This window comes from Kordiimonas pumila (assembly GCF_015240255.1).
GTDB classification, from domain to species: Bacteria; Pseudomonadota; Alphaproteobacteria; order Sphingomonadales; family Kordiimonadaceae; genus Kordiimonas; species Kordiimonas pumila.
On sequence record NZ_CP061205.1, the window covers coordinates 3,829,008 to 3,844,045 of the forward strand.

The 15,038-nt window shown below is 47.2% G+C and carries 10 protein-coding genes; 6 read left to right on the plus strand and 4 right to left on the minus strand.

Features of this window, described 5'->3' with window-relative positions; genetic code table 11:
* The first annotated feature begins 243 nt into the window (after nucleotides 1–243).
* Complete coding sequence (locus ICL80_RS17030) at nucleotides 244–1,452, plus strand: FIST signal transduction protein (RefSeq protein WP_194213923.1); 1,209 nt, start codon at nucleotides 244–246, stop codon at nucleotides 1,450–1,452.
* A 10-nt stretch (nucleotides 1,453–1,462) separates the two neighbouring features.
* Nucleotides 1,463–2,797 (plus strand): sensor histidine kinase, encoded by a 1,335-nt coding sequence (locus tag ICL80_RS17035; RefSeq protein ID WP_194213924.1) that lies wholly within the window; start codon nucleotides 1,463–1,465, stop codon nucleotides 2,795–2,797.
* Nucleotides 2,798–2,902: 105 nt separating this feature from the next.
* Here ICL80_RS17035 and ICL80_RS17040 read toward each other — a convergent pair whose 3' ends face one another.
* The 3 genes from ICL80_RS17040 to ICL80_RS17050 all read right to left on the minus strand — a co-directional run bounded on the left by ICL80_RS17040 (nucleotide 2,903) and on the right by ICL80_RS17050 (nucleotide 9,119).
* The gene (locus tag ICL80_RS17040; RefSeq protein ID WP_194213925.1) at nucleotides 2,903–4,999 is read right to left on the minus strand and encodes a PQQ-dependent dehydrogenase, methanol/ethanol family; all 2,097 of its coding nucleotides are present in this window, start codon (nucleotides 4,997–4,999) and stop codon (nucleotides 2,903–2,905) included.
* An 86-nt stretch (nucleotides 5,000–5,085) separates the two neighbouring features.
* Nucleotides 5,086–7,434, minus strand: coding sequence for a TonB-dependent receptor (locus ICL80_RS17045; RefSeq protein ID WP_228073641.1), 2,349 nt, complete (start codon nucleotides 7,432–7,434; stop codon nucleotides 5,086–5,088).
* 164 nt (nucleotides 7,435–7,598) lie between these two features.
* A complete protein-coding gene (locus tag ICL80_RS17050; protein ID WP_194213926.1) occupies nucleotides 7,599–9,119 on the minus strand; it encodes an aldehyde dehydrogenase family protein in 1,521 nt (506 codons plus the stop codon).
* A gap of 217 nt (nucleotides 9,120–9,336) precedes the next feature.
* Between ICL80_RS17050 and ICL80_RS17055 the strand changes: the two genes are divergently transcribed.
* From ICL80_RS17055 to ICL80_RS17070, 4 genes are all read left to right on the plus strand, one after another.
* A complete protein-coding gene (locus ICL80_RS17055; protein ID WP_194213927.1) occupies nucleotides 9,337–10,338 on the plus strand; it encodes an AraC family transcriptional regulator in 1,002 nt (333 codons plus the stop codon).
* Between the two features lie 203 nt (nucleotides 10,339–10,541).
* On the plus strand, nucleotides 10,542–11,624 hold the full coding sequence (locus tag ICL80_RS17060; protein ID WP_194213928.1) for an NAD/NADP-dependent octopine/nopaline dehydrogenase family protein: 1,083 nt from the start codon (nucleotides 10,542–10,544) through the stop codon (nucleotides 11,622–11,624).
* The gene (locus ICL80_RS17065) at nucleotides 11,625–12,626 is read left to right on the plus strand and encodes a 3-hydroxybutyryl-CoA dehydrogenase (protein ID WP_194213929.1); all 1,002 of its coding nucleotides are present in this window, start codon (nucleotides 11,625–11,627) and stop codon (nucleotides 12,624–12,626) included. It begins immediately after the preceding gene.
* 42 nt (nucleotides 12,627–12,668) lie between these two features.
* Nucleotides 12,669–13,976 carry a spinster family MFS transporter gene (locus tag ICL80_RS17070; RefSeq protein WP_228073642.1) on the plus strand — a complete coding sequence of 436 codons (1,308 nt, stop codon included), beginning with the start codon at nucleotides 12,669–12,671 and terminating at the stop codon, nucleotides 13,974–13,976.
* Between the two features lie 13 nt (nucleotides 13,977–13,989).
* Here ICL80_RS17070 and ICL80_RS17075 read toward each other — a convergent pair whose 3' ends face one another.
* The gene (locus ICL80_RS17075) at nucleotides 13,990–14,910 is read right to left on the minus strand and encodes a ketopantoate reductase family protein (protein ID WP_228073643.1); all 921 of its coding nucleotides are present in this window, start codon (nucleotides 14,908–14,910) and stop codon (nucleotides 13,990–13,992) included.
* Nucleotides 14,911–15,038: the final 128 nt, after the last annotated feature.

A 15,038-nucleotide genomic window follows, 5' to 3' on the forward strand; every position in this document is an offset into this window, starting at 1 on the left:
CTGTTTTGCTGACACAAAACTATATGATGCTAATGCCTCACCTCTTACAGAGCGTACCATCTATTGTTTAAGATTTAGTATATACCACCTGATTGAAACAGGCTTGCTACCATAAAAATTAGCTTATAGGCTGTATGCGAGGGAAGACTTACAATTTTTTATTGTACCAGTGTGTAGGTTGTAATTTAGATTCTCTTTACAGAGGTCCATCAGATAGTCCGTGTATTGAAAGCCTTATTATTTATGCTTACTCTGCATACGTTTGCTGCTTCGCATAAAGAGACAAGCAAAGCTCTTGCTGCAATAGCACAGAAAATAAATGTTGCCCCCATAAACGGCAGCTTTGTATTCGCTTTTTATGGCTGTCATCATCACGGTGACCATATACATACATTCATACAAAAGGCATGGCCCACTGTGCCATTTGTGGGTGGCACATCAAACACTGGCCTCATATGCTCGGGCGAACTACTGGATGAATATTCAATAGGCTTTCTTGTCATTGAAGACCCTGATGGCTGCTACGGCGCGGCATCCTGTAATCTGGAAGGTGATATTGCAGTAAATGCCAAGGCTACTCTTCTGAAAGCGCTTGAAAATGCAGGGTGTGACGGCGAGCTTCCAAGGCTTGTATGGGTGTACGGTGCACCCGGCAGCGAGGAAGATGTGATTACCAGCCTCAGGTCCATCATCGGTGACCACTGCCCTATCATGGGGGGGAGTTCTGCTGACAATACTGTCGAAGGATACTGGCAACAATTAGGCCCTGCAGGCATTACCCAAAAGGGTCTGGCCATTGGTGTGTTGTTCCCCTCTGGGGAAGTGGGGATTTCTTTTCAGGGTGGCTATCAGCCCACAGGAATTTCAGGAACAGTTACTAAAACTGCGGCAAAGAAACCCCATACAACAGCAAGCCGAAAGATACTGGAAATAGATAACAAGCCAGCGGCAGAGGTTTATAATAATTGGGCTGGTGGTATATTTGATAGCGCCCTTCAAACCGGCGGCGGCATTCTACAAACTGCATCATTGTACCCGATCGCGGTGAAAACTGGGGAAATCATGGGTATCCCTCAATATCTACTTATTCACCCAGATGCTATTTCTAAGGCAGGGGCACTCCATACGTTTGCTGAAATTACGGAAGGCACTGTCGTCCATTTCATGGAAGGCAACCCCGACCTCCTTATTGAGCGCGCTGGCAATGTTGTGAGGGAGGCGATCTCCCAGTTACCAGAAAGCAATAGCGGCCTTGCTGGCGGGATTGTGACTTACTGTGCTGGATGCAAAATCGCTGTGGATAGTAAAATGCCAAGCGTTGCCAATAACATTGCCGATAATTTTGCAGGCCTTCCCCATATTGGTTGCTTCACCTTCGGGGAACAGGGGCAATTTGCAGGATGTAATGTGCATGGGAACCTTATGATTTCCGCCATTATATTTAGTGGTTAAGGATATGCCCATGCCTGAAACAGAAAAATATACAGAAGAGCTTCTTGAAGCCCTGTCCATTCTCAAACGTGAAAATGAAAAACTGACCCAGCAAATAGCCCAAAGCGAGCAACTAATGCTTGGGCTTGAAACTTTACTATCTATTGAAGATGACCAAAACCCGTTTGATAGTGTTTTTAAATCCTTACGCCACGTTTTTAGCTTTGATCAAGCCATGGTGCTGGTAGCAACCCATGGTGGTACATTAATATGCACCATTGCTGACCCCTCAACTCTTGTAGGCACAGAATTTCAAAACGGCCCTTTTTTCAAAAAGATAATGGCTGGCAAGGTTTCCTCGGTCTTTTCCCATGCAGGCCTAAAAGAGTGGATAGAGGCACCAAACCTTACCTTATCGCTTGAAAAGCCCGCCCTTTATATGCCGCTAAAAGAGCAAAACAGCTATGGAATACTGGTATTACTAAGAGATACAGGCGCTGAGCTTTTTAACTGGCAAGATATAGCAACAGCAGAACGCTATGCACTACTGGCTTCCCATGCCTTTTCGATCTCATCTTCCCGTCGAGCGCTTTATGAAAGCCGGGCAAAGGTGATGGCAACGGAAGAATCAAACAAGGCTAAAAATTTGTTTCTCGCCAACATGAGCCATGAGCTCAGAACCCCGCTTAACGCTATTATCGGCTTTTCTGATCTAGTTCGGCTCGAAACAATGGGGCCAATCGGCACACCCGTTTACAAAGAATATATTACCGACATTCACACCAGCGGCAATCACTTGCTTGAACTGGTCAATAACATGCTGCTTGTAAATAAAATTGATTCCGACCAACACCGGGCAAACATGAAGACCGTTGATCTGGTACAGGAAATTCAAGCAGTTATGCGTATCCTGAAAATTGATGAACAACGCCATCAGGTAACCGCAGAAATCATAAAACCAAAGCGTGCTATTACTGTATGGGTAGACCAGCTTTTTCTGCACCAAATACTGCTTAATCTTATTAGTAATGCACTGAAATTTTCAGACCCCGGCACCGATGTCATCATTAGCATGCACGAAGAAACACAGCGAAAGCGTTGCACCCTCGTGATTACCGATACAGGCTGCGGTATTCCTGCCTCAACACTCAACAAACTGGGCGAACCTTTTGTGCAGGCAGAAACGTCTTATGTGCGCTCTTATCAAGGGACAGGCCTGGGGCTCGCCATCACCTTTCGCCTCATCCGCACTATGGGCGCTGAAATAAAGGTAGAAAGTACACTTGGAAAAGGCACATCCATCTATTTGCACCTGCCAACAGAACTACCCGCCATATTTGATACAGACAATCACGACTTTATCTAAGATTTTGTATGGTAGCCACCGCAAAACAGTATGATCTCGCCCCTCAAGACACTTGCCGCAGCGCAAAAAAATGCATTTGCGCCCCATACTCCTTAGAGGAAAATATTACGGCATATCCGGGTTTTCTTTAAGATCGTTCGCTCTTTTTATCACATAGGCCCGAATGGCTTCCAACTGCTCCGGTGTGACCTCACCGCTGAAATTAGGCATTCCACTTTCTTCGGCGGCACCGCCAAGGACAAACGCTTTAAACATGTCCGCATGCGCGATAACCGGTGAATATCGCAGGTTAGGAACGCCGCCATTATTAACCGCGCTATCGCCGTGACACATCCAACAGTTAGTATGATATAGTACACGTCCTGCATTAACCACGCTTTCGGATGCTGTTGCAGCCGGTGGATCAAGGTCTAGTGGATCAGCCTCAACACCTTCCATTACTGCCGTACCGCCTAGTTTAAAAGTAACAACCCGGTTCACGCGTGGCGGGATACCCTTTTTAAGCGGCTCACCCATATTTATAGGCAATATTCCACCCCAGCCAACGGCAACAGAGATATACTGCGTGCCTTTTATCGAATAGCTGATCGGAGGCGCAACAACACCAGTTGATACATAATGAGACCAAAGCTTTTCACCTGTTTCAGCGCTGTAAGCTGCAATATAGCCAACACCATTACCTTGAAAAACCAATCCGCCAGATGTACTGAGCGTACCGCCATTCCACGGCACGATCATAGGAACCGACCAAACCTGTTTCTGCTCAACAGGATCCCAGGCAACAAGTTTGCCTTTCATCATAGAGCGAATTTGTTTTCTAATTTCAGGGTCTTCCGGCATTGAAAACTTGGATGGGTCTTCACCTGTATTCCAGCCTTTGGAGCGGAACTCAAAATCATCTGCATTAAGTGCCGTATAACCATAAGGCAATTCTGTCACCGGGAAATATACCAACCCCGTTTCAGGGTTATAGCTCATAGGCTGCCAGCCATGCCCGCCTGCGGGGGACGGCATGCCCAGATAAGGCTCTGCGTCAGCCGTATTACTATATAGGGCTTCAGGAACAATATTAGGCCTGCCTGTTTTCGGGTCCAGCCCCTTTGCCCATGTCATAGGCACATATTCCTTACCCGAAATAAATTCTCCAGTTTCCCGGTCCAACACATAAAAGAAGCCATTTTTCGGGGCCTGCATAATCACTTTTCTGCGCTGCCCATCAACCTTGATGTCGGCAAGAATCATATGCTGGGTTGCGGTATAGTCCCACTGATCACCGGGCGTCGTTTGGAAATGCCAAACATATTCGCCTGTTTTGGGCCGTAATGCCACAATTGATGACAGGTATAGATTATCGCCGCCACCCGGGCTTCTGATGGAAACATTCCACGGGCTACCATTGCCAACACCAATATATAATAGGTCTAGATCCGGGTCATAGGCCATGGAATCCCATACAGTGCCACCACCGCCATATTTCCACCATTCACCATTCCAGGTTTCAGCAGCCTTAGCCATCGCCTCATTTTCAAAACCGTCAGCAGGGTTGCCCGGTACAGTATAAAACCGCCATGCCTGCTTACCATTACTAACCTGATAAGCAGTGACAAACCCTCGCACACCATATTCGGCACCGCTATTGCCTATAATAACAAGGTCGCCAACAACACGCGGGGCCCCGGTGATGGAATAGCTTTTAGTCTGGTCAACAGTAACCACGCTCCATGCCACCTCACCTGACTGTGCATCAAGCGCAATCAAACGACCATCAAGCGTCGCCACTAGAACCTTACCGTTTGAAACGGCCACACCCCTATTAACAACGTCGCAGCATACCTTGCGTGTCGTGGCACCGGGGACTTCAGGGTCGAATGCCCAAAGCTGTTCGCCTGTCTCGGCATTAACCGCCATGACAACGCTCCACGGGCCGCTAACATACATGACACCACCAACAACAATCGGCGTTGCTTCAACACCGCGCAGCGAACGCGCTTCAATATCAGCATACCAAGCAACACCTAGTTGGTCGACATTGCCTGCATTAATTTGGTCCAGAGTAGCAAAGCGTTGCTCCCCTGCATCACGGCCATACATGGCCCAGTCTTGGTCACCATCATTTCCGCCTGGCGAACAGGCGGAAATGACAAGTAGTATAGAAGTTAAAAAGATACGGGCGCCTAGCCAACATGGATATTGATAGTTCATGTGTTTATACGCCTTTTCTCTTTACCTTCGTTACAGAATGCAGCGTCCGTAAGCATGCTGCCGTTAATATTGTTTAAACGCGGGGACTAAAACTCTACCCCAGTCTTGATATACACTTCACGACCACGATCAAACCCTTCCATATAGAACCCGAAACCAGGCTGGTAATCACCGAAGGTACGGAATTTCTTGTTGGTCAGGTTTTCTACACCTGCAATTACATTAAATTGCTCTGAGATATCCCACCGAACACTTGCATTAATAAGGGCATAGGAGGGTTGATACAGTCTGTCACTGCTGATGCCATTTGCGTTGGTATATATGCCAGACTTATACGTAATATCGACCCTTGATGTTAAAGAGGAATCGTTATCAAGGTTGATGTGTTTCTCAATGCCGCCACTTAAGTTCCACTTAGGCACAAGTACAAACTCATTCTCCAAAGTCAGCCCCTGAACACTATCATCTAGCTGCGTATATTCAGCATCTGTCAAACCTGCTGTTGCATTGATTTGCCAACCTGCACCGGGTACCATAGTTAATTCAGCTTCAAAGCCTTTAATTTCTGCTTTACCTGCATTGGTATAGAAAGGCCCAATCCGTGTGCCATCTGCTACAAGCAGCTGCAAGTCTGAATAGTCTGTAAAGAACCCAGCCAAATTAAGCCGGAATAGACGGTCAGGTGATGTCCATTTAAGACCCACTTCATAACTGTCTACATTTTCTGGCGCAAAAGAAGGCAGGCTAGGCTCTGGTGGGAAAACCCTCTGCGTAAAGCCACCGCTTTTATAGCCTTGCGAATACGTCGCATACGTCATTAAGTCTTCATTCCATTTATAGGACACGTTTACCATTGGCGTCCATGCACTACTATCCGAGCTAACAACTTCATTGGGAACGACCCTGTCCCCTATGTCGCAGAGATGCTCATTCGGGATAAAGCATGTGAATATCTGGCCAAGAGGTAGCTCTTCAAAATACTGATCTGGCGTATAGTCTTTCTGGTCCTTAGTGTAACGCAGGCCACCAGTTATGGACAATTTTTCAGTAACATCGAATGTCATTTGGGTAAATGCCGCCCAGCTTTCATAATCAAAGTTACCGCCACTTTGAATACTGACGGGTGCGAAATCAATCGGGTTAATATCAGCACCATCTTCTGTGAAATAATAGAGGCCTGCAAGCCAATGCAAGCGGCCATCAACTGCCGAACCTTGAAGTTGCAACTCCTGAGAAAACTGCCGTTGATTGAAAATATCATAAACATGGTTGATTAACAGGTCTGAGCCATCACGGTCCTGCGCAAAAGAGCCATTAATTTCGCGGTAAGCTGTAACCGATTTTAACTCAACAGCACCCAGTTGCCAAACCAGTGTTCCGGCAAGGGACCATGTTTCAATATCTGAAAAATTCGGACCAGTACCATAGTTGGTATCATCGCCGAAATAGCGGCTATTATAACAACCTGGCGTATTCAAATATGCTTCGGTCAAGCATAGTGAAGCATCACCCGGCCCACCAAAACCTGGAGGCGGAGCACCCGTTGCGGCAAGGGCATTTTGCAGAGCAACAAAACCCTCAAGATCGCCAACCCCGGTAATTAGAACTGCTGGTCCATTGCTTTTATCGCGAAAATAATCGGCCGCCAGCGTAACTTCCAGATCAGGTGTAATATCGGCATTAAACACCCCCTTAAAGGTGTACGATTCCTTGTTTCCCAAATCCTGATCGTCAAAAGGCCGGCTAACATAACCGTCCTGACTGAAATAACCGCCGGAAATCTTCACGCCGGCATTATCACTCACCGGCATATTGAGAACACCGCGAACATTGAACAAATTATCTGTGCCGTACTTTACATCACCCTTGAAACCAAACTCTCTAGTCGGCTTTTCAGTTGTGATAGATACAGCACCGCCAATAGTGTTACGACCAAACAACGTACCTTGCGGGCCGCGTAGAACCTCTATGCGTTCAATGTCAATCAGGTCAAATACACCACCAACTGACCGGCCAAGGTACACGCCGTCAATATACATACCCACACCTGGCTCTACCGTTGGGGCAAAGTCATTTTGGCCAATACCGCGAATGTAAATGGAAGCGCTGGATGCAACACCGCTATTAGAAGGAACACTTTGAAACACAATATTAGGCGTAAAGTTAGCAATGCCTGTTACTTCAGAAATACCGCGCGCCTCTAATGAGGCCCCAGAAAAAGCTGAAATGGAAATAGGCGTATCCTGAAGATTTTCTTCCCGTTTACGGGCAGTCACGACAATCTCTTCAAACCCAACATATGTAGATTTTTCAGCCTCTTGTGTAGATTGGGACTGAGCCGCACTCGCAAGCGACATCACCATGATGCCGGTTGCCACAGACATAGACAGCTTATTTTTTACACTCTTAACGACATCTAATGATAAATCAGTCATTGTTAACTCCCTGAGAATATTTTTATTGTACAGATCGTAATGTTAGTTGTGTGACCTCTTCAATCCAGTATCGGCACGCGTTACCCTTTCTACGCAGTGAATGCAGGTTGCGGTCATGACCATTCCCTCACAATTGGCCATGACGGGGCATCTGCACTACCTGCCTAAACCAAGGCCGTAGTGATCGATTTGGATTCTGTGTATAAATCGACAGGCGAACGCCCCAGCTCCTTACCGTAACCAGACATTTTATAGCCACCGAACGGAACGGCTGGGTCCAAAAGATTATGGCAATTTATCCACACGGTTCCTGCTTTGATTGCAGGCGTTATCTGGTTGCAAAGTGACAGGTTATTTGTCCAGACACTAGCGCCCAAACCGTACGGCGTAGCATTCGCCTGATCAATAGCCTCAGACACATCATCAAAAGCAGAAGCAGAGAGAACCGGACCAAAGATTTCTTCTCTTCGAATGGCCATGTTAGACTGTGTATCAGCAAAAACGGTTGGCCTGACAAAAAAGCCATTGCCCTCTACCGCATTACCACCAGCAATAAGGCGCCCGCCTTCACTTTTGCCAAGCTCAATATAACGATTAACACGTTCTTGTTGTTTCGCAGAAATAAGCGGCCCCATCTGCGTATCAGCGTTAAAGCCTGATCCAAGTTTAAATCCATCGGCTACCTCGGCCAACCCTTCGAGAACAGCATCATAGATAGGCCGTTCGACAAATAGTCTCGAACCTGCTGTACACACTTGCCCATTATTAAAGAATACGGCTTCAGCTGCACCGCGAACGGCTGAAGCAATATCAGCATCCTTGAGGATTATAACGGGTGACTTGCCGCCTAGCTCAAGCGACAGGCGTTTCATTGTTTTTGCCGCTCTTCTCTGGATTTCCTGCCCAACTTCAGTTGACCCGGTAAAGGCAATTTTATCGACATCAGGATGCTCAACCAAAGCAGCGCCAACATCACCGCCACCTGTAACGATATTAACCACACCCTCAGGAAAGCCTGCTTCCATAATAAGCTCGCCCAAACGCAGGGCCGATAAAGGTGTATCCTCTGCAGGCTTTAAAACAACGGTACAGCCCGCAGCCAATGCGGGTGCTATTTTCCACACCGCCATAACGAGCGGGAAGTTCCAAGGTATGATCTGCCCAACCACACCAATAGGCTCTCTTCGTGTGCTTGCCGAAAACCGAACACCGGGAACATACGGGAATGACGGCGATATGGTTGTGCCCTCTATTTTCGTTGCCCATCCCGCCATATAGCGAATCGAATTAATAGCAATTTCAACGTCACCGTACCGAGACATTGTAAGCAATTTGCCGGCATCCAGCGTTTCAAGCTCAGCAAACTCATCTGCCTTTTGCTCAAGTAAATCAGCCAGCTTTAATAATAGCTTCTCGCGGTGCACGGGCAAAGTCTGTTTCCATGCCCCTTCAAATGCTTTCCTTGCCGACAAGACCGCACGGTCAATATCAGCAGCGTTACCTTTAGGCACAGCATTCAAAGAAATGCCGGAGGCAGGATCAACAACATCAAGGCAATCGCCAGATACAGAGTCTTCCCAAGCCCCGCCAATTAGCATTTTAAGCGGCTTGCTCAAAAAACTCTGTGTCGCCGCGCTCGTCAGTGTGCGCTGGTCCTTAATGTCGGAAATTACATTGTTGTGCATTACATGCCCTCACGAGATAAATTGGAGTTACCATAGTTTTAATAGCTATCTTGGTGAGTTGATTACCGTCTATGCAGCACGCGAAACTATCGCCCATTACCGGCAAAATACCCCAAATATGCCAATTTAAAACTTACTTGATTATTCAAGTTATTGCTGTAATCTTTTTGTATTCGAAAAGTTTCTTGGGGCAATCGAACTTATTTTAGGAGTTGGTATGCACGGGTCTATAATTGATACATTAACCAGTAGCCCTCCTGCTGGATCGCTTATCAAGCACTTTCAGTCAGCAAGAAAAGACGAAATTGTTGACTATATAACAAACCATCTTGCCCCACATCAAATGCGGATCAAGCCAGGCAACATGGTCAGTTTATCCATGCGGTCAGCAACGATAAACGATGTTATGATCTGCGGGCTTTCCTATGATCGTGACGTATTCATTCACCCCGCCCGACTTGGAGACTGTTATCTGGTTCACACTGCCCTAAGCGGCGCAAGCTGGGTGAAAAAAGGTGACCGAGTCATTAAGATTAACCCTTCCACCGTACATGTATCATCGCCGGGGCAGGAGCTTCTATTTTTCAAAGAAGCCAATAGCCAGCATTTTACAGTGCGCCTACCAAAAGAGCTGGTTGATAATTATTTACAAAAGCTTATTGGGTCTAAACCACGCACCCCCCTAGAATTTGCAGGCGTCGAGCACACTAACCCGGCTTTTGCACTTATGTGGAAAGATTTTATACTACATTTCTTTCGTCAAATTGAAAATGCTGGCGAACTTCTTGCCAACAGCAGGCTGTCTGACCAATATTTCGACACCATGATTGAAATGCTGTTAAGCAACCAGCAGCACAACTACTCACATATGCTTTCTATGGGGTGTAGCACCCCCTTACCGCGCCACGTACGCCGTGCAACAATTCTCATTGAAGAATCCGTTGACCAACACATTGTTATTGGTGATCTGGCGGCTCAGGTTGGGGTCAGTGTGCGCTGCTTGCAAAATGGTTTTCGGGAATTTTTGGGCATGCCACCTGCTGAATATGTACGCCAAATACGATTGAAAAAACTGCATACAGCGCTTCAAAATGCACAGAAAAACGAGACAGTAAGTAATTTGATGCTGGATGTAGGCATTTATAATTTTGGGCGGTTTGCAAGCTATTACAAAGAATTATATGGCTGCACACCATCAGAGACACTTCGTGGTCATTAACCTGATCCCACTGCAAGATAGAACAATACTTCAGGGTAAACCCAGCGTTTGCTAAAGCCTGAAACCTCTGAAAAACAATATAAGCTATAATGGCAATTCAGTGCCGGTAATACCTAGCTAGTTCCGATTACGTATAGCGCCGCAATATCAAAGTCCCTTAGTTTCGGTGTGTATGAAATAGTAATTTTTAGAGGATTTTGACCATGGAAATAGCTGTCTTGGGTGGCGGTCATGGCTGCTATGCTGCAGCCGCAGAATTATCAGAAAACGGCCATAGTGTGCGGTTCTGGCGGCGAGATGCTGAAAAATTACAGCCCGTTATTGAGAGTGGTATTATCCGCGTTAAAGACCATAAAGGCGAGCGTGACATCCACATAGCAAAGCCAACCACTTCACTGGTAGATGCCATAAAAAGCGCGGAAGTGATTGTTATTCCGCTTCCAGCCCTAACACACCAATCCCTTGCTAAAGAATGTGCAAACCTATGGGAAGATGGGCAGGTTGTATTCCTGCCGCCAGGCACGTTTGGAAGTTTTATGTTTTTGAAAGCGGCGCGTGACGCTGGCAATATGGCTGATGTCACTTTTGGTGAAACCGGCACATTACCCTACCTTGCCCGTAAGCACGGCCCCAATTATGTGGTTATTTCTGGATACGGCAAACGCCTGCCAACAGGGTTTATTCCTTCTAAAAATGATACCGCTGCACGCGCCAAGCTCCAAGAGGTATATCCGGCAATTGAGCCATGTCAAGACGCCCTTTCAGGGGCGCTAATGAATGCTGGCCCGATTATTCACCCACCGCTTATTATGATGAATGCAGGCGCTTTAGAGCATTTTGAAAGCTGGGACATTCATAACGAAGGCACGCAACCTTCTATTCGGCGCACAACTGACGCTTTGGACGCAGAAAGAATGGCAGTCCGTGAAGCACTTGGCTACGGTGCACCGCACTTTCCCCTAGCTGATCACTATGCATCTGAGGGGGATGAATGGATGTATGGACGCGGCGCCCATGACACACTCACAGACTCTGGCGATTGGCGTGAAAAGATCGAACTAACATCCCACCGCTATATGTTTGAGGACACTAGAATAGGCCTCTCCTTCTTTGCCTCAGTTGGCCGGTGGGCTGGTGTCCCTATGCCGCTAACCGAAGGCTTTTTGGCTATTGGAGGCGCTATAAATGGCAAGAATTTCTATGCAGAAGGCCGCACATTAGATGGGCTGGGCCTAACATCCCTCACTAAAGACCAGATGCACTCCTTAATGAAAGAAGGCCTGTAAATGCCGACAAAAAAAATGATGGTCGGGGCCTTAGGCGCCGGCCGTATGGGCCGCGGGATTGCCATATCCTACGCGCTTGCCGGTGCTGAGGTTTGCCTCATCGACATAAAAGGCCGCACGCCTCAACAGCGCCTAGAAATGCGTGAAAACCTGGAAAAAGAACTTACGTTAGACTTGGGGTTTTTAGCCCGCCTCGGCATTATAGCAGAGGGCGCTATCAGCCAAATCATGTCGAATATCACCCTTTATGCCAGTGACAGTGCAGTGCTCAACACAATAGACTTTGATATTGTCTATGAAGGCGTACCAGAACATAGAGATGCCAAAGAGGCCGCATTCCAGTGGATGTCAGAGCATATCGCGCCAGAGGTCATTATCGCCTCAACCACATCAACTTTCCTTGTTGATGATCTGGCAGAGCTTATCAGCCATCCGGAACGGTTTGCAAATGCACACTGGCTCAACCCCGCACATTTAATGCCTCTCGTTGAGATCAGCAAAGGCAAATTAACCTCTGATGCTACAATCACCGCACTGCGCAGCAATCTGAAATCCATTGGCAAAAGCCCCGTTGTGTGTGGTCCTACACCCGGCTATATCGTGCCGCGCATTCAGGCCCTTGCCATGAACGAAGCTGCCCGCCTTGTTGAAGAAGGTGCAGCCAGCGCCGCCGATATTGATACCGCCATTCGGCTTGGATTTGGCACCCGATACGCAATATTGGGCATGCTGGAATTTATCGACTGGGGCGGCGGCGATATTCTCTATTATGCGTCAGACTATCTTTCGAAAAATATCGACAAAGACCGATATAAAGTGCCTGATATTATCCGTGATAACATGCACAATAACCGCAAAGGCATTAGCGACGGCAAAGGCTTTTACGATTATAGCAATATGGATGTCAGTGCGTACCGTGAAAAGCGCATGAGTGAGTTTGCAGGCCTTTTACAACATATGCAGCTCATGCCTAAAGTTGCTGATTTTGCCAAAGCTAAATGATGAAACGCTACGTAATACTGCCCAAAACATATAGGAAATAACGTGTCTGAAGAGCAAAAAAAATCTAGCCCTTATGCTTGGTATGTCGTGCTGTTATGTATGATTGCCTATATTTTCTCTTCAATAGATCGGCAGTTACTTGCGATACTAATAGAACCAATAAAAGAAGACCTGCAAATATCAGATACGCAGTTTAGCCTGTTGCATGGTTTAGCCTTTTCGCTTTTCTACGCAACAATGGGTATTCCGATCGCACGCCTTGCTGATACTAGGTCCCGCCCCCTTATCATTTCTGCTGGGGTATTCCTGTGGAGCATGGCAACAGTCACCACCGGGATTGGCAGAAGCTTCTGGCAGTTATTTGCCGCAAGAGTGGGCTTAGGTGTCGGGGAAGCAGCCCTGTCACCTGCGGCTTACTCTATGATCACAGATATGTTTTCCAAAGACAAACTAGGCCGCGCCCTCGCTGTTTACTCGATCGGTAACTTCATCGGCGGCGGCCTATCCTTCCTTATTGGGGGTGCTGTTATTGCAGCTGTAGGCAGTATGGATGTCGTTGCTGTTCCAGTGTTTGGCAACATGCAACCGTGGCAAGTGACATTTCTGATAGTTGGTTTTCCCGGCATGTTACTCGCAATATTGTTCGGGCTAACAGTTACAGACCCGACCAGATCTGCGGCTGGTATAAAAATAGAGAAAGCCAGCTTCGGGCAAACCCTTAAATTCATTCGCGCTAACGGGAAATGCTTCTTTGCCATCTACGGTGGCTTTACCCTCTGTGCCCTTGCGCTCTTTGGCCTTATGACTTGGTTACCCGCCTTTTTAGGTCGTAATTACGGTCTCAAACCTGGTGAAATCGGCTTGATACTGGGTCCTATTTTCCTTGTAGCCAATGTCGGCGGCGTGCTGGCCAGTGGGTTGCTCACTGATTATTTTGAAAAAAAGGGGTACAAGGACGCCTCTATGCGCGCAGGCATGATCGGGGCGATTGGCTTGCTCCTGCCCGCAGTTCTTTTCTGCCTCATGCCGTCACTAACCGTTACAATTATAGTGATTGCTATTGCACTTTTCTTTGCGTCTTTCCCTCTTGCAACATCAGCAACAGCCATGCAACTGGCCGCGCCGCCCCATATGCGCGCCCAAGTCTCTGCCATATTTCTTTTTGTTAATAATCTGATCGGCCTTGCAGTGGGCACCACATTAATTGCCTTAATCACCGATTATGTTTTCCAGAACGAAGCAAGCGTTGGCTATTCTGTTGCCATTGTTTGTGGGCTGGCAGCATTTTCTGCTGCAATTATTATTAAAAGCGGGCTTAAACCCTTTGCTGAACTATCGCAGCGCTCATAGCCTAGTAGACTTCTTATTCGCGGTTTTCCATCACTCTGATTAAGTTGGCGAGCGTTTCAGTGACAGGTACAGCAATACCCTTTTCCTGTGCCGCGCGTGCTATTGCCCCGTTGATGAATTCAATCTCGGTAGCTCTACCAGCAATTCTGTCTTGCAGCATAGAGGGCTTATGGTCTTTTTGGTTCGCAAGGGCAAAATTCACTTTATCTATAATGCTTGCTTGATCAAGGGTAACACCGTGCGCCTTTGCAGTCACAACCACTTCAGTCAGGATTGCGCTGATTATACTGCGGGCCGGCTGCACACTTAACCTGCCAGCACTGACCTGTAATATTGTTGCCAAAGGGTTAAGCGCCGCGTTAAACGCAACTTTCTCCCAAATGGGTACGCGAATATCAGATACAATTTCCGTTGCCAAATTAGAGTGATTGAACGCACTTTCAACTGCCCTTAGGCTGTCACAGAAAGCAGCTTCCCCCACGTAGTTACCAATCCAGATATGACCATGCCCATGTGAAGATACAGTTGCAGGTAGTGTCAAATCTGCGGGAACATCAGTGACCCCCATCAGAATCTGGTTGGGGTCAAATACTGCGGCGATAATGTCCGCATTGCCCAAACCATTTTGCAACGTAAGCACAAATGTTTTACCGTTTGCCAAATGCGCAACAGACCTTACGGCATCAGCGCTATGCATGCCTTTGGTAAATAATAGAACAAGGTCAATAGGGCCGATAACTTTTGGCGCAACCATGGCCTTTACAGGCACACTGCGCTTTCCCTGATCATCACTTAAAGTGATCCCATCACGGCCAAGAACCGCCAAACGGCTTTCATCCACATCTACCAGCGTAACATCGTGCCCGCCTTCAACAAGACGTGCAGCGAACAGGCAGCCCATTGCACCAGCGCCAACGATAACTATTTTTCTCAAAACCCATACCATTTTTGAAACGTATATACACTAAACATACAAGCTATCCTTCCCAACTACGCTACCATACGCGTATGCGGGTTTTGCATGGGCTTTAACCCCATGCAGACCTTTAAGTAGTTATATAT